This window comes from Massilia endophytica (genome assembly GCF_021165955.1).
GTDB lineage: Bacteria > Pseudomonadota > Gammaproteobacteria > Burkholderiales > Burkholderiaceae_D > Rugamonas > Rugamonas endophytica.
The window spans coordinates 564,499-587,818 of the sequence record NZ_CP088952.1; the positions used below are offsets into that span (position 1 = coordinate 564,499).

Genomic DNA, 23,320 nt, shown 5'->3' on the forward strand with positions numbered 1-23,320 from the left:
GCGCCGGGATAATCCGTCGCTCCCGCGCAGGCGGGAGCCCAGGAGCGCCACGACAAACCCCTGGGTTCCTGCCTTCGCGGGAACGACGGGGTTTTTTCGTTAACGGCCCATCGGCATCGCGCCGGGTGGCGGCCCCATGCCCGGCCCACCCTGGCGCACCATCATGCCATCCGGTCCGCCGAAGCGGTAGGACAGGCCGAGGTAAGCCACACGCCCGTCGAAGCGGCGCAGGCTGTGCTCGCGCAGCATGGCGGTATTGGTGATGACTTCGATCTCGCGCGTGGAGAACACGTCGCTCACATTCAGCACCGTTGCCAGGCGCGGCGTGAAGCTGTGGCGCCAGGTGGCGCTGACCATGTTGCTCGGCTGGCGGTAGCCTTGGCCCAGCAGGGTTTTGCCCTGCGCCTGGATGGCAGTCTGCAGCATGTCGGCAGGCGTGGCCTGCCAGTTCAGGCGGAACTGGCCGGTGAGGGCGGTGGCCGTGTGCTTCGCGTCCGGCTGGCCGGCCACGGCCACGTTCTGTTCGATGAAGGCGAGGTTGCCGCTCGTGTTCAAGGTGAGGGTAGGCGTCACCTTGCCGCTCAAGGTGAATTCGAGGCCGCCGGAACGGTTGCTGCCCACATTGTCGCGCGTGGTCAGCAGCACGGTCTCGCTGATGAAGACCTTGCGTTCCAGGATGGAGTCGCTCTCCTTGCGGTAGTAGCCGCGCAGGTTGGTGTTCACGGCGCCGAACTTCGTTTCGTAGCCCAGTTCGAAGGAATCGGTCTCGGCGGGCTTCAGCTGCGGGTTGCCGGAGGAGACATTGAACTCGTCGCCATAGCGCACGAAGGGATTCAGGTCGCCCGCGCCGGGACGGCGGATGCGGTGAGCATAGGCGAAGCGGATATTGGCGTCCTCGGTGGCCTTGTAGGTGGCGAAGAAGCTCGGAATCACGTTGAAGTAGCTGTTCTTCGCGAAGATCTGCGTGGTGAACTGGCGGATGTCCGCATCCGTGTATTCGGCGCGCAGGCCGCCCTGCATGCCCCAGCGCTCGTTCAGGCGCATCTGGTAGGAGCCGTAGAGCGCATACACCGACTCCTTCAGCTGGAACAGGTTGGTGCGCATGGCGTTCACCACCTCGGCCTGCGTGGCAGGGTTGATGTCGAAGTAGCGGTAGTCGAGCGTGTTGCGGTTGCTCGCCACCTTGTAGCCGAGCTTCAGGATGCCTTGCTCGTCCGGCCGCTCGTAGTCGCCCGTGAAATCGGCGATGCGGTTCCCGTTGCGCGTATCCTGGCCGCTGCGCGCGTCGGGCAGGCCGCGGGGATTGACGGTGTAGCTGTTGCGGTAGCCGTAATCGCCCGTGGTCTCCGAGCCGGAGATGCGCAGGTCCACTTTCAGGTTCTCGCCTTGCAGCTCGCCCTTGTGGTCCCAGCGCCCGCCCACCGCGTAATTGCGGCTGCTGCCTTCGCGCTGCGAGCTGCGGAGGTAGTCCTCCACCGTGCTCCCGTCTTCGCCGAGCGTGCGGTAGCGGTTCCAGTCGCTGCCGTCGTTGGTGCGGAAGGCGAGATTGAGGTTCGCGTTCAGCGTGTCCTTGTCGCCCAGGTTGTAGCGGTAGGCGCCGAACATGCCCGCCGATTCGTTCATGCCCTTGCCGCTCGAATCCACGGTGCTGCGCGTGATGGCGCCCGTGACGGGATGGATGCGCTCGCGGCGCGTCTCGCCCACCGAATCCAGTCCATCGCGCCGCAGGAACATGCCGCCCTGAACGCCATGGCGGCCCTCGTTGTAGCTGCCGTTGAGGGAGCTGTTGTAGCGGCCATCGGGGCCCGCATTCGCATTCACGACGCCGAAGCCGCCCGCGCGCCGCTCGCGCCGCATCACCAGGTTCAGGATGGGACCGCCGCCGCCTTCGTTGCCGAACTGCGCGCCGGGATTGTTGATCACTTCAACGGATTCGATATCGTCAGACGGAATCGATTGCAGGGCAGGGCCGCGGTTCTCGCCCTGCAGCATGGCGGAAGGCTTGCCGTCCACAAGGATCTGCACATTGCGGTTGCCGCGCAGTGCCACCGAGCCGTCCGGGTCCACGGTCACGGAAGGCACGTTCTGCAGCGCCTCCGCCGCGGAGCTGCTGCTGCTCGCGGCGTCCTGCTTCACGTCGTAGACCTGGCGGTCGATGCGGTTGGTCGGGCGTTCGGCGGACACGGTCACGCTGGACATCGGCGCGGCCTGGACAGGTTCGCTGCCGGTGACGGGAGCGGCGGGTTTTGCGTCCTTTGCTGGAACCGGCGGGGCGGAAGGCGTGGTCTGGGCAAGTGCGGCGCCTGCGCACAGCAGCAGGGCGCCCGCGCTGTGGCGGGGCTGGAGAATAGGTTTCATAGGCCGCCGATTCTAGCGGATTGTCTTTACGGAAATATGTCAGATTTGTAACAGCGCAGGCGGCCGCGGATGCCGGTATAATGTCGGGTCCTCCCTTGACCGCACGCCCATCATGACCGACACCGCAACGACTCCCGCTCCCAGCGGCCGCCGCCTGTCCGTGGCGCCGATGATGGACTGGACGTAAAGTTCAGTATCCATGCGGGTTTCAAGGGGTTCGTGTGCAATCTGTGTGCACTCATCCATTGGTGTGCAGGACGTGTTTGGCCTAGTGGGATTTCAAAAAATAAAAAATTTACTCTAGGGCGAGAGGGCTGCTTGACACGGCATGCCGGGAGATTGTGTTTCCACCCGGAAATTTTCAAATATCGACAGGGTGCTGTCAGCCGTTCAGGGCGGCGTATAGGGTGCTTCTCGATACCTTGTACTCGGCGGCAAGTGCTGCCTTGCTTTCGCCTGCTGCACAGCGAGTCTTGATCGCTTCCACGTCCGCTGGCTTCAGTCGTTCTGGTCGTCCAGTGGGTTTGCCTGCGGCCTTCGCCGCTGCGATGCCTTCACGCTGGCGCTCTAGGATCATCGAACGCTCGAACTCTGCGAACGCTCCCATCATGGAGAGCATCAGGGTGTTCATCGGGCTGGAAGTGTCGGCACTGAAGGTCAGGTTCTCCTTTACGAAGGTGACGGCTACACCCTTATCATTCAGGCTCGAAACGATCGCTCGTAGATCGACAAGATTACGGGCAAGGCGGTCGATGGAGTGCACCATGACGGTATCGCCTTCACGAACAAACGCTTGCAGGGCTACCAGAGCAGGGCGCTTAGCATCTTTGCCGGATGCCTTATCCTCGAATACCCGGTCGAGCTTGATACCGTCCAGTTGCCGAGCAAGGTTCTGGTCCACCGAACTCACTCGTACGTAGCCTACTGTCTGTCCTGTTGCCACTTGCCTTCTCCCTCGCTGATGTGTACGACAAAGTCTAAGGGATTATCGGAAAATGTGCAACAACTATCGGTTTGGACCTTGTTGGACGGTGTTTCTCGGCTATTTGAGGGTGTGCGACAAGGTGTACTTGTTGAACGGCTCACTCAGACGCTCGCTTACTGGGCGGCTAGTGTGTCAATGATCGGGCAGGCAGCACCATGCCGTCCAACGTCGCACTGTTGAACGAGTTGGCTAAGGGCTTGGTGCATCTGTTCAAGGTCTCTGATCTTCGTTTCGATCAGTTCCCGCTTACGTAGCGCCAAGTCGCGTGTTTCGGTGCAAGCGTTGGCCTGCTCCAGTGTAAGCAGGGCCGCTACCTCAGTCAGCGTGAAGCCAAGAGCCTGTGCGCGTTTGATGAAGCGTAGCCGCTTCGCCTGTTCAGCAGGATATCGGCGATGGCCTCCCATTGGCTTTGCTGGTTCATCCAGCAGTCCAACGCGCTGATAGTAGCGGATCGTTTCAACGTTCACCCCGGCAGCAGTGGCTAACTGGCCGATTGTCAGTTCAGTTCCCATATGTTCTCCTTGACTCCGTACTCAGGTACGGCATGTAGACTACCACTTCGTTACTGAAACAAGGAATCGCACATGGCACTTTCGGAAAGAGGCTCACTGGTAGCTGGTGTATTGGCTGCTGTCGGAGCGTCGGTATGTTGTGTAGGGCCGCTTGTTCTGCTTGCGCTTGGTATCAGTGGCTCGTGGATCGGCAGTCTTAGCGTAATGGAGCCATTCCGTCCTGTGTTCGTGACGCTGACTCTGCTGTTCCTTGGTCTGGCCTTCCGCAAGCTCTACCTGATCCCGCAATCGTGCGAGGTTGGCACTTCGTGCGCTAACCCAGCAATCCGGAAGCGGCAGAGGATCACGTTCTGGATCGTTGCCGTGCTGCTGCTCGGTCTGCTCGCTGTTCCAACGGTTGCCCCGTTCTTCTACTAAAAGGAATCCCGATGAAAAAGCTGTTCTTGAGCCTTCTGATCGCACTGCCGATTGCTGCTGTTGCTGCCACTGTAGAAACGGTTACGCTCGACGTAGCTAATATGACCTGCGGCACCTGTCCGATCACGGTTAAGAAGGCGCTGGAGAAGGTTGGTGGTGTGCAGAAGGTTGTAGTGGACTACCAGACCAAGACTGCAACAGTGACCTTCGATTCGGATAAGGCTAAGGTCGCATCGCTGACCAACGCCACTACAAACGCTGGCTTCCCATCAACCCAACACAAGTGAGTGCAGAATGAGTGCTGTTGTACTGGAATCCGTATTGACGTGCCCCCACTGCGGCCATGCAAAGCAGGAAACCATGCCCACCGACGCCTGTCAGTTCTACTACGAGTGCAGCAACTGCAAGGTGGTGCTGCGACCCAACGCGGGTGACTGCTGCGTTTACTGCTCGTTCGGTACGGTGAAATGCCCGCCAATCCAAGAAGGCGGCGGGTGTTGTGGCTAACGGCCGAACAAAGGGGGATTAGGCTGTAGCTCGGCTTGGCTGGCAACCGAAGTAAATTCGCGTCATTCCATCTACCTTGGATCGACGCTTTACGAGGTAGGAAATCCATATCAGGCAATCTGCCAGCTTCTCCCCGGCCAGGGTGGCATAGTTCACCCGCTTACCGAGCCTAGTTCGATGTATCGGGTTCTCTGGAGGGGCGATGTAGTAGGTCAGTTCACGCTTCTGCATCATTACATCGAGCCAATGTTGGGCGTTGTGGTTGAGGATCGAGCATGGATTGCGATGCTTTGCCTCTGCCAGTATGAAAACGTGGAAATGTAGGCCCTTTTCGTCGTCTACTTCGAGACAGCCTTTCCACTGGCAGGGGATGTCCTGTCTCCGTAGTTCAAGGCAGAGTGCCTTCATGGCCGCTTGGTAATCTCGGCTCTGCTCTGATCCCATCATCACAAGATGGTAGAGTCGTGGAGAGGTGTAGTAGTTGTTGTTGAGCATATCCTTCATTTTCCGGTATGCCTTCTGGTTGTGCATCCCTCCATTAGCCAGAGTGATGACAGTTTCCTCCTTCTTCATTGGGTTGGTACTCCTTACTGTTACTGCTCTTACACTGCTTCTCCTTACTTACTAGTACAAATCGGCGGCGGTACACGAGCGGGGTTGATGGTTCTCCTATGGTGGAGGGCCTAAAAACGGGTTAATTACCTACTTTTCTTGACAGGGCGGTAGAACACGCTCATCATAGGGTGAGTCTCGGATAACGCCTTCTTCTATAGATGCGAATTGGGATTCCTGCCGATGATTTGTCACGAACGGCCACTTCTTGACTACGGACGACGGATGACGGCGTTTTGAGCGGTCTTGATCGCACTGGCTACCCATCTACCAACTATTTTTGAAAACGTCTCGTAGGGGCCTTATAGTGCGTCTAATTAGCTGTTGAGCAGGCTGGGCTGAGATGGAAGCGGGGTTGGCACTGCCACACGCCTCTTTCTGCTCAAAATTTAAGCAACGCTATTACAGGTAAAACGCATAGAAACGTTTAACCAAACAGAGGTTTTCTGTGTATCCGATAGAGCATCGTTCTGTCCTGCAATTACATTAGCCTGTCCGCCGGATTGCCTGAACTGCGTGTCCTGACAAGGGTCGATAGATGGCTCTCGACTGCCGCAATCGGGTATAGGTAATTCCTGCCGAGCAGTACGTACTCTGGGCCTTTGCCCCGCTTGCGCCATGCGTCAAGCGTAGAAACTTTCACTCCAGCGAGCGTAGCGAAACCGTGTTCGTTGAATCGCCATCATTTCTCTAGACACTCTGCAGCCGTAGAGAATGCCGCTTTTCGAATTCGATCGGCGAAAGCCTTTCGCTGAATCCATGGCGACGCTTTGGATTGTAGAACATCTCAATGTAGTCGAAGACATCCTGCCTGGCCTCGTCGCGGGTCGAATAGGTCTTGCGCCGTATTCGCTCGCGCTTTAGCAACTGGAAAAAGCTCTCAGCCACGGCATTGTCGTGACAATTGCCTCGTCGGCTCATGCTTTGCACGAGGCCATGTGCCGCCAGGAAGTCGCGCCAATCGTAGCTGCTAAATTGGCTCCCCTGATCTGAGTGGACCATAACCTCTTCAGTCGGTTGTCGGCGCCATACAGCCATCAGCAAAGCGCTCATCGCCAGCTCGCGGTCGATCCGTGAACTCATCGACCATCCGATTACCTGACGAGAGAACAGGTCCAAGACAACTGCCAGGTAGAGCCATCCCTCACAGGTTCGCAGGTAGGTGATATCGGTGACCCACACCTTGTTTGGTTCAGTAACATCGAACTCCCGTTGCAGGTGGTTGGGTGCGACGACCGATGGTGGGCCGCCGCGCTTCGACTTCCGCTTGGCGTAGCCCGTTTGAGAACGTATGCCCTCAGATCGCATCAGGCGATGAACTCGGTTGATCCCGCATTGCTCACCAAGCTCCTGCAAGTCATCGTAGACCTTGCGGTAACCGTAGACCGCGCCGCTCTCCAGCCAAGACTGCTTGATATGGCCAAGCAGCCGTCGGTTCTCTTTCTCACGCGGACTTTCGGCAGTGATGCACCAAGCGTAATAGCCGCTGGGGTGAACCTTGACCATCTTGCACAGCCGCCGGACTGAATGCACGGCCTGGTGCTCGCGAATGAAGGCGTACCTTACCCGGACGTCTTGGCAAAGTACGCCGCGGCCTTTCGCAAAATATCGCGCTCCTCGGTGACGCGTTTCAGTTCGGCCTTCAGGCGCCGCATTTCCTCTGTCTGGGCGTCGTTGGCCTTGCGCTCGGCCTCGGGAACGCCGTAGCGCTTGATCCAAGCGTAGATGCTGTGAATGCTCACGCCGAGGCGCTCAGCCACCTGCGCTGCTGGATGCCCGCGATCCAGCACCTGCTTGACCGCCGCAACCTTGAATTCTTCCGTGTACCGCTTTCCGCTCATGATGACTCCTTTGCCTAAATTATGGCTCAGGAGTGTCTAGTGGTATGGTGGCGATTCACGTCAAGGCAGTTAACGAGCCGCGCTAGGTCGGCTACGCTAGGGTTGGTAGTGTGGGTTGTTTGCACTTCAGTCCTCCTTCGTTGTGTTGAGGACTGAACTTTAAAACGTGAGCCTACAGCAGCCCGGCTACTTGTCAATTCAGCGGTTTGTACTTCTTTGCTGTGGTGTGAATCGTTGTTGTGCTGACCTTGAATTCAGCAGCAAGCATCTTCGCAATACCGTACCCAGTGCCGTTTGCCTTGCTCTCCCAGTACACCTTGGCGATGCGCTTACATTCGTTTTCTTCCAGCTTGCGTGGCTTCGATGCGCGTTCGCTTTGCGCTTGCTTGAACGCCGCCTGCGCGGCCAGGGTTGCTTCCACCCGGTGTAGCTGCTTGGCCTGCTCGAACAGGAACATCGCTTTCTCACATTTGGCCGCGTCCACTTCGGTGGGTTCCTGTGCCCGTGACAGCGGCTTCCCTTCTTCATACGGTCGAATCGGTGAGGTCTTTTGATGGTATTCCTCAACGATTGTCCGAATCTCGTCATAGAGTGGGCGGGTGCGAGGTGTTAGCTGGGGCCACAGCCAAGCAAGTGCCATGTTCATGCGCTTGACGAACCCTTGAGGGGTGTCTGCCGAGACGCCGGTTCTTACTAGGTAGGCGTCGGTGGCTTCATCTTTGATCTTGTAGAAGTCGCGTATCCACGCATCCATTTCGGCGGGGTCTTCTGGATCATACTGCTTGGTCATGCGATCTCCATCTTGTTCTTGTTACTGTCAAGCGTTCGCAGTGCAGCGTGAACGTCTTCCGATTTCGTGTGGGTGTATCGTTTCAATTGGGTCCAAGTCTTGTGGCCTGTCAGTAGGGCGACCTGCGGAATTGTCAGTCCAAGGCGGAATAGGTCACTTGTCGCCTTGTGTCTGAGGTCGTGGAAGTGGAGATCAGCGATGCCAACCTTGGTGCATGCACGGCTGAACGCTGTGCTTACGCTGGACGCCTGAAACGGGAAGACACGGCCAACCTTTCGCACTGCGAGTATTGGTTCGACCAGTGCCCACGCGGCGGGTAGCAGTGGAACCGTCTGATGGTTTCCTTCCTTCCTGCGGGGGTCTTTCCGGTCGCGGATGATTACCGTGCGCTTCTCTTCGTTCACGTCTTCAAGCTGTATGGAGCAGATTTCATCCTGTCGCATGGCCGTGGCAAGGGCGAACGCGCAGAGGGTTGCCATAGGTATCGTCTGGCGCTTGTTAGCTGCCCAAAAAGCGTAAAGCTGCTCAAGTTCCGCTGTCGTTGGCTCACGGTCACGCTCGTTACTGCGGGTGCTCACTTTTCGGGCGCTTAGGTCCCTGCGGGCGTCACGGGCGAGGTCAGTCGGCAAATCCATCCTGCGGGAATGCTTGCCCCACTTTAATATCGCACCGAAGAAGGACAGGTCGGCTGCAATGGTCACACCGCCAGCGCCAGCTTTGAGTCTGGTGTCGATAAAGTCCCGCAAGTGGATGCTGTTGATGCGCTTCAGTGGGATGCTGCCAAGCTCTCGCTTCAGCATGGCGTGGGTAGCCTGCTTCGTGCGTCCGCCCATGTTACACTCTTGGGCGTAGCCGTCGATCAGGTCGCCTACGCTGTACCCTTCAGGAACTGGCTGATAGCCGCTTGCGACGATGTGCTCTGCTTGTACTTCAATCTGCTTCGCCCATGCCTCGGCGTCTCGTTTTAGGGTGAAGGTTTGTCCCCGATACATTCCGTCTCTTCGTACCTGAGCACGCCACTTCCCACTCGGGAGTTTTGTGAGCGTCGCCATCGTGTGCAATTCCTGTGTGTTGAGTTATGCCCGGATTATGCTCGAATTAACCCCTCTCGTGTGCACTTCGTGTGCACGGACTGCTGCACATGAACAAAATTAACGAAAAAAAACCCAATGTAAACAAGAGGTTACTGAGTGTAGCCCCGATGATGGACTGGACCGACCGCCACTGCCGCGTCTTCCACCGCCAGATCACGAAGCACACCTGGCTGTACACGGAGATGGTGACGACGGGCGCGCTCGTCTACGGCGATGTGGAGCGCCACCTGCGCTTCAACGAGGAGGAGCACCCGGTCGCCCTGCAGCTGGGCGGCAGCGACCCGCACGACCTGGCCGTGAGCGCGAAGCTGGGCGAGCAGTGGGGCTACGACGAGATCAACCTGAACTGCGGCTGCCCGTCCGAGCGCGTGCAGAAGGGGGCATTCGGCGCCTGCCTGATGGCCGAGCCGGAGCTGGTGCGCGATTGCGTGAAGGCCATGCGCGACGCCGTGAGCATCGACGTCACGGTCAAGCACCGCATCGGCATCGACGAAAGCGAGAGCTACGATTTCGTGCGCGACTTCGTGGGCACGGTGGCCGAAGGCGGCTGCACGACGTTCATCGTGCATGCCAGGAATGCCATCCTCAAGGGCCTGTCGCCGAAGGAGAACCGCGAGATTCCGCCGCTGAAGTACGAGTACGCCTACCAGCTCAAGCGCGACTTCCCCCGGTTCGAGATCCTCATCAACGGCGGCATCAAGACCGAGGCCGAGATCGACCTGCACCTGCAGCATGTGGACGGCGTCATGCTGGGCCGCGAGGCGTATCACAACCCCTACCTGATGGCCGGTTTCGACCAGCGCTACTACGGCGACACCGCCCCGGTGAAGTCGCGCGCCGAGGTGCTGGAAGCCATGATTCCCTATATCGCCGCCCAGCTGGCGAAAGAGGGCGGCCGCGGCCTCAAGCTCAACTCCATCACCCGCCACATGCTGGGCCTGATGCAGGGCCTGCCCGGCGCCAAAAACTTCCGCCAGACCCTCTCCGACAGCAAGAAGCTTGCATCCGGCAACCCTCAATTGCTGAGGGAAGCCCTGGAGCGCACCCCGCATTTCTCCTGAATTTGCCGCTTTCGCAATGCAATTGCTGGCATTGTGGCGAATTCCCCATACAAAGTTGGTTTGCGTAGATTTTAGGCAAAATATGCTTGCCGTGTGGCAATGGAGCCATCTATAATTTCAGAAAATACACACATAATCACAGCTTGCAATATGTGTAACAGGGACGAAAAACGACAGCTTTTTATCGTTTCGCGCCCATTTTTTGCATCCGCAGTCATTGTTTGCTACTGTCGTGGCTTGCGCAGCAGCAAGGAACAGTGGATGTGGTCAACATGCCAATGAGTGCATTCCTGGGCAATCTTTAACAAACGTCACTTAACGAAGAGCCGAAATGAATTTAAGCAAAATGAAGGTTGGGACGCGTCTGGGCCTCGGGTTCGCACTGGTACTGGTGTTCCTGGTGGCCGTGACGGCCGTGGGTATCCTCCGCATGGGCCAGATCCAGGACCGCCTGGACCACGTGGTGTCCGTTAACAATGTGGTGACCCGTCTTGTGATCGACATGCGCAACAACGTGTCGGACCGCATCACCTCCCTGCGCATCCTGACTCTCATGGCCGACGCCTCCGACATGGAGCCGGAGATGAACAAGATCAAGGATCAGGCCGCGAAGTACGCCGCCGACCTGAAAAAGCTCGAAGCGCAGTTCGCCCAGGAAGCGACGCCTGAAGAAAAGGCCCTGCTGGCCCAGATCAAGGAACATGAAGGCACGGCCATGCCCGCCATCGCCAAGGCTTCGGAACTCTGGCTGGCCAATAATGCCGTGGAAGCGACCAAGGTCCTGATCAAGGAAATCCGTCCCGCCCAGAAGAAGTGGATGGAAGCGCTGGACCAACTGGGCAAGCTGGAAGAGAAGCTGAATGCCCAGATGCAGGTGGACGCCGCCAGCGGCTATTCCAATGCGCGCAACTTCATGATCGTGATGGGCGCCCTGGCGGCCGCCATCTCCATCGCCGCCGCCCTCGTGATCACCCGCGGCCTGCTGAAGCAGCTGGGCGGCGAGCCTGACTACACCGCCTCCATCGCGGGCTCCATCGCCAACGGCGACCTGTCGGTATCCATCGACACCGCCTCCAACGACAAGGGCAGCCTGCTGGTGGAAATGAAGGAAATGCGCGACAGCCTGGTGGGCATCGTGGGCCAGGTGCGCGTGGGCACCGAGACCATCGGCACCGCTTCGCGCGAAATCGCGGCTGGCAATATCGACCTGTCCTCGCGTACCGAAATGCAGGCCTCTTCGCTGGAGAAGACCGCTTCCGCGATGGAAGAACTGACCTCCACCGTGAAGCAGAACGCGGACAACGCCCGCGAAGCCAACGAACTGGCCGCGAACGCCTCGGAAGTGGCGCGCAAGGGCGGCGCCGTGGTGTCGGAAGTGGTGAACACCATGAGCTCGATCAACGAGTCCTCGCGCAAGATCGTGGACATCATCTCCGTGATCGACGGCATCGCCTTCCAGACCAACATCCTGGCGCTGAACGCCGCGGTGGAAGCGGCCCGTGCAGGCGAGCAGGGCCGCGGCTTCGCCGTGGTGGCCGCCGAGGTGCGCAACCTGGCCCAGCGTTCCGCTGGCGCCGCGAAGGAAATCAAGGCCCTGATCGACGACTCCGTGGAGAAGGTCGGCGCGGGTACCAAGCTGGTGGGCCAGGCCGGTGTGACGATGGACGAAGTGGTGTCCTCCGTGCGCCGCGTGACGGACATCATGGGCGAAATCGCCAACGCCTCGCAGGAACAGAGCGCGGGCATCGAGCAGGTGAACCTGTCCATCATCGAGATGGACAGCATGACCCAGCAGAACGCCGCCCTGGTGGAGCAGGCTGCTGCCGCCGCGCAGAGCCTGCAGGACCAGGCATCGGAACTGGCGCGCGTGGTCAGCATCTTCAAGCTGGAAGCGGGCGAAGAGCGCGCCGTGGCTGCCGCAGCAGCCCAGCAGGCCGCAGCCCAGCCAGCGGCCGTGGTCAAGCCGCTGCCGTCCCGTCCGGCTGCCAAGAAGGCCATCGTGCCTGCGCCGGCCGCACCGAAACCGAAGAAGATCGCCGCCGCCAACACCGCCGCCGACGAATGGGAAGAGTTTTAAGCAGCACTGTAGTACCGGGTAGAGAAGTTTTTTCTAACACTTCCGCCGCGCCTTGGGGCGCGGCAGCAACAAGTTTCTAATAATTAGTTTTGGATAAGCAAATGAACAAGCGTTTGATCGGTTTTATCGCAGCATCCCTCGTTTCCTCCGCTACCTTCGCTTCCGAAGTGCCAGCCAGTTTCGATGCAAAGAAGTGCAAGGCGGAATACCCGAAAGCTTCCCTGCTGAATGAAGAGCAGGGCGCCGTCACCATGTCCTTCCTGGTCTCCCCCAGCGGCGACGTGATGGACTCCAAGATCGAGAAGTCGAGCGGCTTCAAGAACCTGGACAAGGCGGCGGTCAAGGCGATCAGCGCTTGCAAATTCAAGCCGGGCACCAAGGACGGCGTGGTAGCGCAGACCTGGACCAAAGTGGACTACGTCTGGTCGCTGTAAGAGATTTATTCAAAACACACTGGGGAATCAGCATGTCTACGAATAAGCGTTATGTGAGTATGGTGGCAGCAGTGCTCGCCCTGAGCGCGTCCGCGGCCTTTGCCGCCGAAGTTCCGGCCAGCTTCGATGCCAAAAACTGCAAGGCCGAATATCCGAAGGCATCCCTGATGAACGAAGAGCAGGGCACGGTGTCCATGTCCTTCCTGGTCTCCGCGGGCGGCGACGTCAAGGACTCCAAGATCGACAAGTCGAGCGGCTTCAAGAACCTGGACAAGGCGGCCATCAAGGCCATCAGCGCCTGCAAGTTCAAGCCGGGCACCAAGGACGGCGCCGCCGCCGAGACCTGGACCAAGGTCGACTACGCCTGGAAGCTGGACTAAGCGCTTCCCCAGCAAAAACCGGCTCGCTGAGCCGGTTTTTTTTCGTCCCGGGCCGCCTGCCAGGCGCCGCCCACATCTGCTAATCTGGCGCTATCGCATGATTTCTGTCCTGCCATGAAATACCTGCTTTGCCTGCCTGTGCTGCTTGCCGGTTGCGGCTTGATGCGCGATGTTCACGACCCCGCGAAGGACAGGCAGTATGTCTCGGTCATCAATGCCCTGACCTGGACCAATCCCGTGAGCGGCAAACGCGACGGCGTGCGGACGGCCTGGCCCATTACCGAGCTGGGCAGCCATGAAGAGATCTTCCCCCTGGCCCAGATCAAGCACTGCCCCTTGGGCGGCGCGGCGCCTTGCGCCTGGGGCGTGCTGAGCGCTTCGCGCAATGTCGCCCGCTACAGCTATCTTCCGGGCGGGGTGGCGGTGGACCTGGCCCTGAGCGTGGACGTGCACCGCCGCCAGCAGGATCGCCGCCGCAACTTCCACACCTCCATGGCCGTGCCGTCGGACGTTCCCGCCCTCAGCCACCGCAAGGCTTTCGACCAGACCGTGACGCTACCGTACGGCAAGGTCTACACCATTGAGCTCAGCTACGGCATGCAGTTCGCCATCTGCGCCCTGCGCATGGACGAAGCAGGGCGGCCGCTCGACCGCTGCGACATTCCCTATATCTGATCTTGTACTGTTGTTTCAGCCTGTAACGAGGTGTAAAAGCGTGGCAAGGCTGTGCGGAATTCCCTATAGTAGTCTATTGGGAAGGAGAATCTGCCATGAAGAAGATATTTGTACTGCCGCTGCTGGCCCTGGGGCTGGCTGGCTGCGCGAGCCAGCCGTATTATGCCCAGCCTGCCAATCCGTATGAATGGCGCACCGTGTCCGTGACGCCTCTGCCTGCGGGAACCATCGCGAACTCGCCGTCGCGCGTGACTTATACCACTGAGGAACTGCCTGCGCCCACGGTGACCTATGTGCCGCAGCCGGTGTATGTACCGGCGCCCGTGTATGCGCCCGCGCCTGCCTACTACTATCCGCCGGTATCGATCGGCTTCGATTTCATCTTCAGCAACCACCATGGCCGCGGCTGGGGCCACCGCCGCTGGCGCTGATCAGTGCAGCAGGAAGAAGGTGGCGTTGGTCAGCATTTCGTTCGAGCACAGCAGGTAAGTCGAGGTGCCGACCAGCCCCAGCAGGGCGGAGCTGAAATACAGGGGAATGTGCCGTAACATGATGTGCTCCTTATGGATGGATGCTTTTCGTATGGCTCCATCTTAAAGAAGGCTTAAGTCACAGTCATGGGCAAAATGTTCGTGAAATTGTAGGATAATTGCTCGCCGAAAAGCGCAGGTCGTCCGACCTGCGCTTTTTTATTTCTTGCCCCAGGTAATGGACGGGCTTTCAGGCGCCGTATCCATGGCGTTCGAGCGCTCCAGCCAGGCCATGAGCTTCTCCGGCTGGCGCACCATGATGCCGTTGCCGTCGATGACCCCCACCTGTTCCAGCAGCTTCGCATCCATCTTTGGCGATTTCGAGACCGTGGGCGCATTCGTGACCATGCGGTCATAGGCCTTGCGCACCTTGTTTTCCCACTTGTGCAGGCTGGTCTCGTCGAAGCGGTTGGCTTCGAAATACACCGTCAGCGAGCCATCCGGATTGCCAAAGCCGACAATGCCCGCGCCCTTGCGGATGGTCGTCGATCCTTCCAGGTCGAACTCGGCGGTGGGAACGAAGACTCCCGCCATGCCGTCCACATCCGGGCGTCCGATCGGAGTTTCTTTGGCGAAGGTGCTGAATTCGAAGGTAGCCATGGTGCGTGGAGAGAAAACGACCTGGGTATTTTATCCCTAAAAAGATGTCGCGCGGTAAGCGTTCGCGTGCGGAAAACGCCACATTTCAGCTCAGCCACCGTGTCTTGACGATTAGTACATCAGCCCGCTGCCCTTTTGCATATCCTGTTTTGGCGCTGGGCACTTCTTTTAAACAACAACGATAGGGAAGACGATTATGAAAACGCTGATGGTGAAATGTGCAATGGTTGCCGCTTCGCTGGTGATGGCTGCAAGCGCTTATGCAGGAATCGGAACTTCGTCCGCAAACGACGCGCATCTCGACGGCAGCCCCGCCGATGACTTCGCCTATATGGACGGCTGGAATCCCCAGGCAGGGCCGAACGGGGACACGAGCGGCTTCGCCTCCGCCTTCAGCGGCTCCGGCGTTGGCTCATGGACGCTGCTGGGCAAAATGCCCGCCAGCCCGACCACCTGGATGTCCACCCTGAAATTCACCTACAGCGGCACGGGCAACACGGGCCTGTGGACGGTGGAAAACCTGACCACCAATATCATCACCCTCGACCTGGTCATGGCGATCCACGCCGGCAACCAGGGCGGCGCCTGGCTGTTCGACGACCAGACCATCCTGCCGGGCCAGACCCTGAACGGCGACTGGACCATCAACTGGCTGGTGGGCGCCAAGCAGCAGAACCACCCCGACTTCTCGAACATGACCCTGTTCGGCCGCGACATGATCATCACCCAGGTCCCCGAGCCTGAAACCTACGCGATGCTGCTGGCAGGCCTCGCCGGACTGGGCTTCATGGCCCGCCGCAAGGGCCGCGCAACCTGAGCCGATCTGCCAGAAACTGGCGCAATCCGCTTATGAAAACCGGCGTTGCAGCCAGCTGCAGCGCCTGTTTTCTTATGCGGCTCCCGGATCAGTTCCTCCGCCGTCCGCGCATCAGCAGGACGCCGAGGCCCAAGCCCAGCATCGACAGCGTTGCGGGCTCCGGTACTGCGCTCACCCCAAGCCTCGTCTGCGGCGTCCAATACCATTCCCGGCGCTGGCTTGACAGGTAATACCTGCCGTTGGATTCCCACTCGATATACCAGGGAAACATGTCATCGTGTTGAACACGTTCTACGTTGAAGCTCAGCTCCCCGTCCTGGGTGAAGCTGAACTGCTTGATTTCGCATGTCAGTGACCAGCCATCGCAGCCGGTGAAGTTGTAAAAGCCTCCCAGCCTGAAATCGGTCAATTCACCCGCTTCGATGACGCCGTTATGATTCACGTCTTCGCCGGTAAAACTTCCAGATAGCGATGCGCCGCCGTTGAATACCCTGTCCGGCCCGGTCTCAAAACCCAGATAGGTGAACCGGCGTGTTTCGGCATGAGCCATTCCTGCGGTGAGGAAGGCGGACGCGAGGCATATACTGATGAGCTTACGCATGGCGACTCCGATAAGATTGATGAGGGATATCGATCTTAACAAGAGGCCGGGCGCGCACAGTACCATTTATCGGACGCTTCCATTCTGCTAGCCGATGCGGCATGCGCGCGCCGCCTGAAATGCAAAAAGCCCGGTGCGGAGACCGGGCTTTCTGCTTGAATTCTTTGGGGTGGCTGATGGGGCTCGAACCCACGACAACAGGAATCACAATCCTGGACTCTACCAACTGAGCTACAGCCACCACTGACTGCTTTCCTGCCCCGTGTTCCAAGGCAGGAGCCGCATTATACAAGGTCGGTTGGCAACTGGCAAATCTAAATTGCGGGAATCTCAACTGCCATGACCGCCGGAGCCAGGCCGAGGAGGGCCTTGAAAGCGGCGGACAGGGCGGGCGCGTCTCCGCTGGTGAACACGTCGAGTGCGGAGGTTCCGGACGGCCGCAGCAGACCCGCGCCCTCCAGCAGGCGCTCCAGCTGGCGCGCCACGGCGTCGCCCGTGTCGATCAGCGTCACGGGCTGCTTCGCGTGCGCCGCCACGATGCGCTCGATTACGCCGCGCATGAAGGGATAGTGGGTGCAGCCCAGTACCAGCGTGTCCGCCCCGGCTTCGAGCAGGGGCACGACATAGCCTTCGAGCAGCGCCACCGTGGCTTCGGTCTCCAGCTCCCCCAGCTCGATGCGGTCCACCAGTCCAATGCAGGGCTGGAGCAGGAATTCGTAGCCACTGGCGGCAGCGACCTGGTCGCGCAGCTGGAGGAACTTTTCCCCCTGGAGCGTGCGGTCGGTGGCCAGCACGCCGATCTTGCCGGTACGGGTGGCCGCGGCGCCGGGCTTGAGCCCCGGCTCGACGCCGACGATGGGCATGCCGGGGTAGGTCATGCGGACAGCGCGGATGGCCGCCACGGTCGCCGTATTGCAGGCTACGACCAGCGCCTTCACGCCCTGTTCGACGAGGAAGGCCGTAATGGCGAGCGAACGGGCGACCAGCCAGTCCTCGCTGCGGTCGCCATAGGGCGCGTAGCCGGAATCGGCGAAGTAGATGAGGTGTTCCCGCGGGAGCCGCGCATGGATGTGGCGCAGCACGGACAGCCCCCCGACACCGGAGTCGAAGACGCCGATGGGCGCATCGGCGGTGAAGGAGGGCGGAAGATGAGTCATGGGACTCAGGCCGTTTCGAGGGCCTTCAGCTTTTCGATCTTCACCGCCCATTCTTTCGGGCCGGTGTTGTGCACCGAGGTGCCGGTGGAATCGACAGCCACGGTCACGGGCATGTCCACCACGTCGAACTCGTAGATCGCTTCCATGCCCAGGTCTTCGAAGCCCACCACCTTGGCGTTCTTGATCGCCTTGGACACGAGGTAGGCCGCGCCGCCCACCGCCATCAGGTAGGCCGACTTGTGCTTCTGGATCGCCTCGATGGCCGCCGGGCCGCGTTCGGCCTTGCCCACCATGGAAATCAGGCCGGTCTTCTCCAGCATCATGTCGGTGAACTTGTCCATGCGGGTGGCGGTGGTGGGGCCTGCCGGGCCGACCACTTCGTCGCGCACCGGGTCGACCGGGCCCACGTAGTAGATGACGCGGTTGGTGAAGTCCACCGGCAGCGGCTCGCCCTTGGCCAGCATGTCCTGGATGCGCTTGTGCGCGGCGTCGCGGCCGGTCAGCATCTTGCCGTTCAGGAGCAGGGTCTGGCCCGGCTTCCACGAGGCCACTTCTTCCTTGGTCAGCGTGTTCAGGTCGACGCGCTTGGACTTTTCGGTGTCCGGCGCCCAGCTCACGTCCGGCCAGGTCGAAATCGCAGGCGGTTCGATGTAGGCGGGGCCAGAGCCGTCCAGCGTGAAGTGGGCGTGGCGGGTGGCCGCGCAGTTCGGGATCATGGCCACAGGCTTGGAGGCGGCGTGGGTCGGGTACATATTGATCTTCACGTCCAGCACCGTGGTAAGGCCGCCCAGGCCTTGCGCGCCGATGCCCAGGGCATTGATCTTGTCGCACAGTTCGATACGCAGTTCTTCCAGCTTGTTCTGCGGGCCGCGCTTTTTCAGCTCGTACATATCGATGTCTTCCATCAGCGACTCCTTGGCCAGCAGCATGGCCTTTTCGGCGCTGCCGCCGATGCCGATGCCCAGCATGCCCGGCGGGCACCAGCCGGCGCCCATCAGCGGCACGGTCTTCAGCACCCAGTCCACCAGGGAGTCGGAAGGATTCAGCATCACGAACTTGGTCTTGTTCTCGGAGCCGCCGCCTTTGGCGGCCACCATCACGTCCACCTTGTCGCCTTCCACCAGTTCCATATGGACCACGGCAGGCGTATTGTCCTTGGTGTTCTTGCGCTCGAAGTGCGGGTCGGCCACGATGGAGGCGCGCAGCTTGTTGTCGGCAAAGTTGTAGGCGCGGCGCACGCCTTCATTCACGGCGTCCGTCACCGTGCCCTTGAAGCCTTCGAAGCGCACGCCCATGCCGATCTTGAGGAAGACGTTCACCAGGCCCGTATCCTGGCAGATCGGGCGCTTGCCTTCCGCGCACATGCGCGAATTGGTCAGGATCTGCGCGATCGCATCCTTGGCGGCCGGGCTCTGTTCCGCCTCATAGGCGCGCGCCAGGTGCTCGATGTAGTCGGCGGGATGGTAATAGCTGATGTACTGCAGCGCTGCCGCTACGGATTCAATCAGGTCGTCTTGCTTGATGATGGTCATGAAATGCTCGCTAATAGGGCGGCTGGCGCCAGGACAAATGCACGCCATTCTACACGGGGCTGTCAGGACTTGCAGTCGACGGTATCGGTCAGGCCGGCTTACCAATGGTTTACAGATGGAAGAAAGCGCACAACCGAGTGCAACAGATAGTTCCATAATGAAACAAACAATGGTGGAGACAGCGATGAGAGCAGGACTGATGGTAAGAGCGGCGCTGCTGCTGACGGTAGTTGGGATGGCACCGGGGAGCGTCGCGGGTCCCGTGCTGGTGGGACTGCATACCGCGGCGCCTGACGTGCTGGTCGCGGTTGTGCTAGGCAATCCTGGCGAAGAGGACGGGTTTACCAGCGTGCCGGATACCGTAGATCTCGACCCGGCGCACTGGCGCGTGAACGGGTTGGCACCGGTAGCGCTGTCCCGCATTTCGATGCCGGTCGAGGAGGACCGGATCAACTGGAGCACCCTCAAATACCCGGTCACCGTACAGCACAAGCTCTACCTGCGCCTGAATCAGCCGGTGCAGGAGGGCGCTGCGTACAGCGTTAGCGGACCCTACGGCACACGCAGCATGATTTTCGACAGCGCTTCGACCTTCTGCGAATCGATCAAAGTGAACCAGGTAGGTTATAGCCCGCGCGGCAGCTCGCGTTTTGCCAATTTCGGTGCCTATATGGGAACTGGCGGATCAATTCGCTTTGCCGCGCCGCCCGCCTACGAGGTCGCCGACGCCGACAGTGGCATCGTGGTCGCCAGCGGGACTGCCGTGTACATGGGCGACGAAACCTATACCGGCGCAGCAGACGATCCCAACCGCAGCAAAATGGTGTCGGGGGAACATGTCTACCGGCTTGGCCTGAACAGCGTGCCGGTGGGGGGGCCCTACTATGTCAAAGTGCCAGGCTGCGGCCGTTCTTACGCTTTCGGCGTGGGCGATGCGTACGTGCGTGAGGCGGCCTACGTGGCTACGCGCGGGCTGTATCACCAGCGCTGCGGTATCGCGCTGGAGCAGCCTTACACCGATTTCACACGGGCCATTTGTCATCCCCAGATCGCCCATACCCGCGCCACCCCGGACACGGATCGAGGAGTGCCCGTGCCGCCGGGTTACGAGATCCATCCTATGTCGGGCGGGCACCACGACGCTGGAAATTTCCAGCGCTTGTACGAGCATATGATGATCCCGGTACTGATGATGGGCTATTACGAAGCCTTTCCCGGCAACTTCGTCGACAGCCAGTACAACCTGCCCGAATCGGGCAACGGGATTCCCGATTTCCTGGACGAGGCCCTGTGGGCCGTGAAGAGCTGGGAAAACCTGCAAATCCAGGATCCACTCGACACCGAATATGGCGGCGTGATGGCCGGTACGGTGGAGCAACCGGGCGAGATTAACAACTTCTACGGTTTTGGCAGCGCGGCGAATACCCCGGGCCTGCAAGGCACTTGGCCCGTTACCATGAAAGCCACCGCCATGGCGGCTGGGCTGTTCGCCCAGGCTTCGCGGCTGCTGCGGCCTTTTGACCCTGAGCGTGCAAATGTCCTGCTAAATCGGGCTGAGCTGGCATGGGCCTTTGTGACCAGCCGCGCCGACATCAATACGCCGGCTGTGCATTTCATGTACGGAGCGCTTCAAATATACCTCGCGACCGGGAACGCGGCAGCGCATGCAGCGTTCAAGCACACCGTCCAACTGGTGGTGATCACCCCGACGCCCACGAGCTGGCCGGAGGTCTGGCTGCCCGGGAATATTTCCTCCACTACGCAGACGCCGCATTTCATCAGCTATCTGCTGCCCAACGGAATGCCGAAAGACGCGGTTCTGTTCTCCAGCCTGAGCGACAAGGTGCTTCAGCAGGCCGAGGAGGGCACCTATATGGGCCCACCCCCGGAAAATCTGCCCTATCCCCAAGGAGTATCCAAATTTCTCGGTTGGGGGTCTGGCACAGCCCAAGGCCGCTATGCTGACCTCTACGCCTTTGCCTGGTTGCTGACCAGCGATCCCGCGCGCAAGCAGAAATACGTCAATGCGGTCAGCCAGTACGCCGACTACGCGATGGGATTGAATCCGCTGGGCATGTCCTATTACACCGGTCTGGGCTGGGAACAGCCAAACAGCCCGCTTCATGAGGACTCATACTTCACCAAGTACGGCGCCTCGGACGGTATCACCAGCGACCACGTAGGCCGGCGGATCGGCAACGTGCCCGGCATGCTGGTGCTTGGTCCAGTTGGCGGCGCCAGCGGGCAGGGGTACCAGATGGCGGTGACCAACAAAGTCTATCCGCCGATCGACACCGAGATGCCCCCCATGCGCCGGTTCGCGCATGGCTGGTCCTTCGTGCATGGCAATGAGATGACGACAGCCGGCACCAACATCTGGAATCTTGTCATGTTGGGTTTCCTGTACAACGCCAGCGCCGACGCGACCGGAGTGAACTGCACCTCGCCACAGCCACTGATCGACAGCGAGCAACAAAGTTGCCCTTCAGGTCAGGTCGGTTCCGTCACGCGCCAGCGTACCTACAGCTGTCGCTTGGGACAATGGTCGCCCGATACATGGCAGGCGCTAGGCAACAACTGCACACCGGCCTGTACCGGACCGCAACCGCCGGACGAAAACCGCTATGGCGGCTGCCCGGCCGGTCAAGTCGGCGCAATCGGCGAGACCCGCAGCTACAGCTGTGTCGCCGGCAGCTGGATGGCGGGTACATGGCGGACCACCAGCAATACATGCGCGGTACCACCCCCGCCTGCCCCGATCTGCAAGTACGACCCGCTCGGCAACAGCTTGACCGTCAGTGGATTGAGCACACTGGCCTGCGTGTCGCGCAACGACACCGGCGAGCAGCGTATTCCCGTCGAAGGCCAAGCCAGTTTTGCCGGTGCGCCCGCCAGCGGCATGAAGATCTATACATTCAGCGGCGTCAATCAGTACGGCCATTGTGTAAATCAGGTAGGGCAGGCGAGTTGCATTGTGCCAGTGCCGGCCAATCCCGTATGTACAGTCAGCCCATGGGATGGTTCATTGACCGTCAACGGTTTGGGAACGGAGATTCCCTGCGTGTCGCGCAACGACACCGGGAAGCAGGCGCTGTCGGTCGACGGCAAGGTTGTGTTTAACGACGGAGCGCCAGCTGCCGGTATGAAAATTTACACCTTCAGCGACATCAATCTTTATGGCCATTGCGTGAATCAGGTGGGGCAGCACAGTTGCACTGCAATACCGGCACCGACGCCTGCATGCACGGTCAATACCGACGGCTCATTGCTCGTCAACGGCCTGAATGCGAGCATCGCTTGCGTATCGCGCAACGATACGGGTGACTATGCTGTGGTGACGGGTAGCGAGGTAAGCTTCACTGGGGCGCCGCCATCGCCTGCGACGAAGATCTATACGTTCAGCGGTATCAACATCTACGGAGCCTGTGTCCAGCAGGTAGGCCAACTGAGCTGCACTACCGCTCCCTGAATCGGTGCCCGCTCGCTGGCCGGGCGGCTCACCCACAGCTCCCGGTTCAGTGGACCCGTCCGTCCTTGTGCGTAGCGGTCATAAGGCGGTCGGTATAGGCGATTGCCATGGCGGAGAGTAGGAAGACGACGTGAATGACGGTTTGCGCCACCAGTACCTTGACATCGTAGGCACCGGCGTTGATGAAGGTCTTGAGCAGGTGGATGGACGAGATGCCGATGATCGCCATCGCCAGCTTCGTCTTGAGCACGGAGGCGTTCACGTGCGACAGCCATTCCGGCTGGTCCGGGTGGCCTTCCAGGTGCATGCGCGACACGAAGGTCTCGTAGCCGCCCACGATCACCATGATCAGCAGGTTCGAGATCATGACCACGTCGATCAGGCCCAGCACCACCAGCATGATGGTCGATTCGTTCAGCTTCGTGGGAACGGCGGCGCCCGGCACGGCCACGGCCTGGAAGATGTGCTGCAGCGAGGCTTCGTTGCCCAGGGCCGCGCCGATCAGGTCCTTCAGTTCGACCCAGAAGTGGAACACGTACACGCACTGCGCGAGGATCAGGCCCAGGTAAAGGGGCAGCTGCAGCCAGCGCGACATGAAGATAAACGCGGGAATGGCGCTGAGGCGGTGGCCTTCCTGGCGCTGTGGATCGATCATCTGAACTTGCTCCTTGTGCGAAATCGAAAACACCCGACATTCTACACGCGCGGCAGCTCTGCCGCAGCTCCGGGCGGCGCGCCTGCCGAGCCCACACATGGCAAAAACGCTGCCGAAACTGCATAATTGTCTTTGCTGCCAAACCGGGACGCCCCGGCTGTAAGGGGGCTGTAAGCGCGCTCCCTTAATGTTTTGGCAAACTTATGACCATAATGG

21 protein-coding genes, 1 tRNA gene and 1 pseudogene are annotated in these 23,320 nt (G+C 60.0%); 10 read left to right on the top strand and 13 right to left on the bottom strand.

What is annotated here, in order from left to right; translation table 11 throughout:
• Positions 1-99 precede the first annotated feature (99 nt).
• From LSQ66_RS02575 to merR, 3 genes are all read right to left on the bottom strand, one after another.
• Positions 100-2,358: an outer membrane beta-barrel family protein gene (locus LSQ66_RS02575; protein WP_231768257.1), complete on the bottom strand. Its 2,259-nt coding sequence runs from the start codon at positions 2,356-2,358 to the stop codon at positions 100-102.
• Between the two features lie 382 nt (positions 2,359-2,740).
• Entirely contained in the window at positions 2,741-3,301 is a 561-nt protein-coding gene (locus LSQ66_RS02580; RefSeq protein WP_231768258.1) for a recombinase family protein, read from the bottom strand.
• A gap of 155 nt (positions 3,302-3,456) precedes the next feature.
• Positions 3,457-3,855 (bottom strand): Hg(II)-responsive transcriptional regulator, encoded by a 399-nt coding sequence (merR, locus tag LSQ66_RS02585; protein WP_231768259.1) that lies wholly within the window; start codon positions 3,853-3,855, stop codon positions 3,457-3,459.
• A gap of 72 nt (positions 3,856-3,927) precedes the next feature.
• Between merR and merP the strand changes: the two are divergent.
• Both merP and LSQ66_RS02600 read left to right on the top strand, forming a co-directional pair.
• A pseudogene (gene merP, locus LSQ66_RS24855) lies at positions 3,928-4,559 on the top strand (mercury resistance system periplasmic binding protein MerP).
• A gap of 7 nt (positions 4,560-4,566) precedes the next feature.
• A complete protein-coding gene (locus LSQ66_RS02600; RefSeq protein ID WP_231768262.1) occupies positions 4,567-4,779 on the top strand; it encodes a GDCCVxC domain-containing (seleno)protein in 213 nt (70 codons plus the stop codon).
• A gap of 18 nt (positions 4,780-4,797) precedes the next feature.
• On the opposite strand, the gene LSQ66_RS02605 is transcribed toward LSQ66_RS02600, so the two are convergent.
• The 4 genes from LSQ66_RS02605 to LSQ66_RS02620 form a co-directional block, all read right to left on the bottom strand.
• Entirely contained in the window at positions 4,798-5,352 is a 555-nt protein-coding gene (locus LSQ66_RS02605) for a hypothetical protein (RefSeq protein WP_231768263.1), read from the bottom strand.
• A 729-nt stretch (positions 5,353-6,081) separates the two neighbouring features.
• Positions 6,082-7,232 (bottom strand): IS3 family transposase gene (locus LSQ66_RS02610; protein WP_231766978.1). Its coding sequence is split into 2 segments (ribosomal slippage): positions 6,082-6,992 and positions 6,992-7,232, totalling 1,152 coding nucleotides; the frame shifts between segments, so codons are not numbered across the junction.
• A 193-nt stretch (positions 7,233-7,425) separates the two neighbouring features.
• A complete protein-coding gene (locus tag LSQ66_RS02615) occupies positions 7,426-8,022 on the bottom strand; it encodes a hypothetical protein (protein ID WP_231768264.1) in 597 nt (198 codons plus the stop codon).
• Positions 8,019-9,014: a tyrosine-type recombinase/integrase gene (locus LSQ66_RS02620; protein WP_231768265.1), complete on the bottom strand. Its 996-nt coding sequence runs from the start codon at positions 9,012-9,014 to the stop codon at positions 8,019-8,021. Before LSQ66_RS02620 ends, LSQ66_RS02615 begins: the two co-directional genes overlap by 4 nt.
• A 149-nt stretch (positions 9,015-9,163) precedes the next feature.
• Between LSQ66_RS02620 and dusA the strand changes: the two genes are divergently transcribed.
• The 6 genes from dusA to LSQ66_RS02650 all read left to right on the top strand — a co-directional run bounded on the left by dusA (position 9,164) and on the right by LSQ66_RS02650 (position 14,174).
• A complete protein-coding gene (gene dusA / locus LSQ66_RS02625) occupies positions 9,164-10,177 on the top strand; it encodes a tRNA dihydrouridine(20/20a) synthase DusA (protein WP_269449132.1) in 1,014 nt (337 codons plus the stop codon).
• 331 nt (positions 10,178-10,508) lie between these two features.
• Positions 10,509-12,254, top strand: coding sequence for a methyl-accepting chemotaxis protein (locus LSQ66_RS02630; RefSeq protein WP_231768267.1), 1,746 nt, complete (start codon positions 10,509-10,511; stop codon positions 12,252-12,254).
• A 101-nt stretch (positions 12,255-12,355) separates the two neighbouring features.
• Positions 12,356-12,688 carry an energy transducer TonB gene (locus LSQ66_RS02635; RefSeq protein WP_231768268.1) on the top strand — a complete coding sequence of 111 codons (333 nt, stop codon included), beginning with the start codon at positions 12,356-12,358 and terminating at the stop codon, positions 12,686-12,688.
• Between the two features lie 32 nt (positions 12,689-12,720).
• Positions 12,721-13,068, top strand: a complete 348-nt coding sequence (locus tag LSQ66_RS02640) for an energy transducer TonB (RefSeq protein ID WP_231768269.1) — start codon at positions 12,721-12,723, stop codon at positions 13,066-13,068.
• Between the two features lie 114 nt (positions 13,069-13,182).
• Positions 13,183-13,743: a hypothetical protein gene (locus LSQ66_RS02645; protein WP_231768270.1), complete on the top strand. Its 561-nt coding sequence runs from the start codon at positions 13,183-13,185 to the stop codon at positions 13,741-13,743.
• Between the two features lie 95 nt (positions 13,744-13,838).
• Positions 13,839-14,174: a hypothetical protein gene (locus LSQ66_RS02650; RefSeq protein ID WP_231768271.1), complete on the top strand. Its 336-nt coding sequence runs from the start codon at positions 13,839-13,841 to the stop codon at positions 14,172-14,174.
• A gap of 258 nt (positions 14,175-14,432) precedes the next feature.
• On the opposite strand, the gene LSQ66_RS02655 is transcribed toward LSQ66_RS02650, so the two are convergent.
• Positions 14,433-14,873, bottom strand: coding sequence for a hypothetical protein (locus LSQ66_RS02655; protein ID WP_231768272.1), 441 nt, complete (start codon positions 14,871-14,873; stop codon positions 14,433-14,435).
• Positions 14,874-15,069: 196 nt separating this feature from the next.
• Between LSQ66_RS02655 and LSQ66_RS02660 the strand changes: the two genes are divergently transcribed.
• Positions 15,070-15,690 carry a PEP-CTERM sorting domain-containing protein gene (locus LSQ66_RS02660; RefSeq protein WP_231768273.1) on the top strand — a complete coding sequence of 207 codons (621 nt, stop codon included), beginning with the start codon at positions 15,070-15,072 and terminating at the stop codon, positions 15,688-15,690.
• Positions 15,691-15,778: 88 nt separating this feature from the next.
• Here the strand turns inward: LSQ66_RS02660 and LSQ66_RS02665 are convergent, their stop codons facing one another.
• The 4 genes from LSQ66_RS02665 to LSQ66_RS02680 all read right to left on the bottom strand — a co-directional run bounded on the left by LSQ66_RS02665 (position 15,779) and on the right by LSQ66_RS02680 (position 18,980).
• Positions 15,779-16,291, bottom strand: coding sequence for a PEP-CTERM sorting domain-containing protein (locus LSQ66_RS02665; protein WP_231768274.1), 513 nt, complete (start codon positions 16,289-16,291; stop codon positions 15,779-15,781).
• 165 nt (positions 16,292-16,456) lie between these two features.
• Positions 16,457-16,532: transfer RNA gene (locus LSQ66_RS02670), tRNA-His, on the bottom strand.
• A gap of 73 nt (positions 16,533-16,605) precedes the next feature.
• A complete protein-coding gene (gene murI, locus LSQ66_RS02675) occupies positions 16,606-17,448 on the bottom strand; it encodes a glutamate racemase (protein WP_231768275.1) in 843 nt (280 codons plus the stop codon).
• A gap of 5 nt (positions 17,449-17,453) precedes the next feature.
• The gene (locus LSQ66_RS02680) at positions 17,454-18,980 is read right to left on the bottom strand and encodes a fumarate hydratase (protein ID WP_231768276.1); all 1,527 of its coding nucleotides are present in this window, start codon (positions 18,978-18,980) and stop codon (positions 17,454-17,456) included.
• Positions 18,981-19,164: 184 nt separating this feature from the next.
• On the opposite strand from LSQ66_RS02680, the gene LSQ66_RS02685 reads away from it, so the two are divergent.
• Positions 19,165-22,449 carry a glycoside hydrolase family 9 protein gene (locus LSQ66_RS02685; RefSeq protein ID WP_231768277.1) on the top strand — a complete coding sequence of 1,095 codons (3,285 nt, stop codon included), beginning with the start codon at positions 19,165-19,167 and terminating at the stop codon, positions 22,447-22,449.
• A gap of 46 nt (positions 22,450-22,495) precedes the next feature.
• Here LSQ66_RS02685 and LSQ66_RS02690 read toward each other — a convergent pair whose 3' ends face one another.
• Positions 22,496-23,104, bottom strand: a complete 609-nt coding sequence (locus tag LSQ66_RS02690; RefSeq protein WP_231768278.1) for a YqhA family protein — start codon at positions 23,102-23,104, stop codon at positions 22,496-22,498.
• Positions 23,105-23,320: the final 216 nt, after the last annotated feature.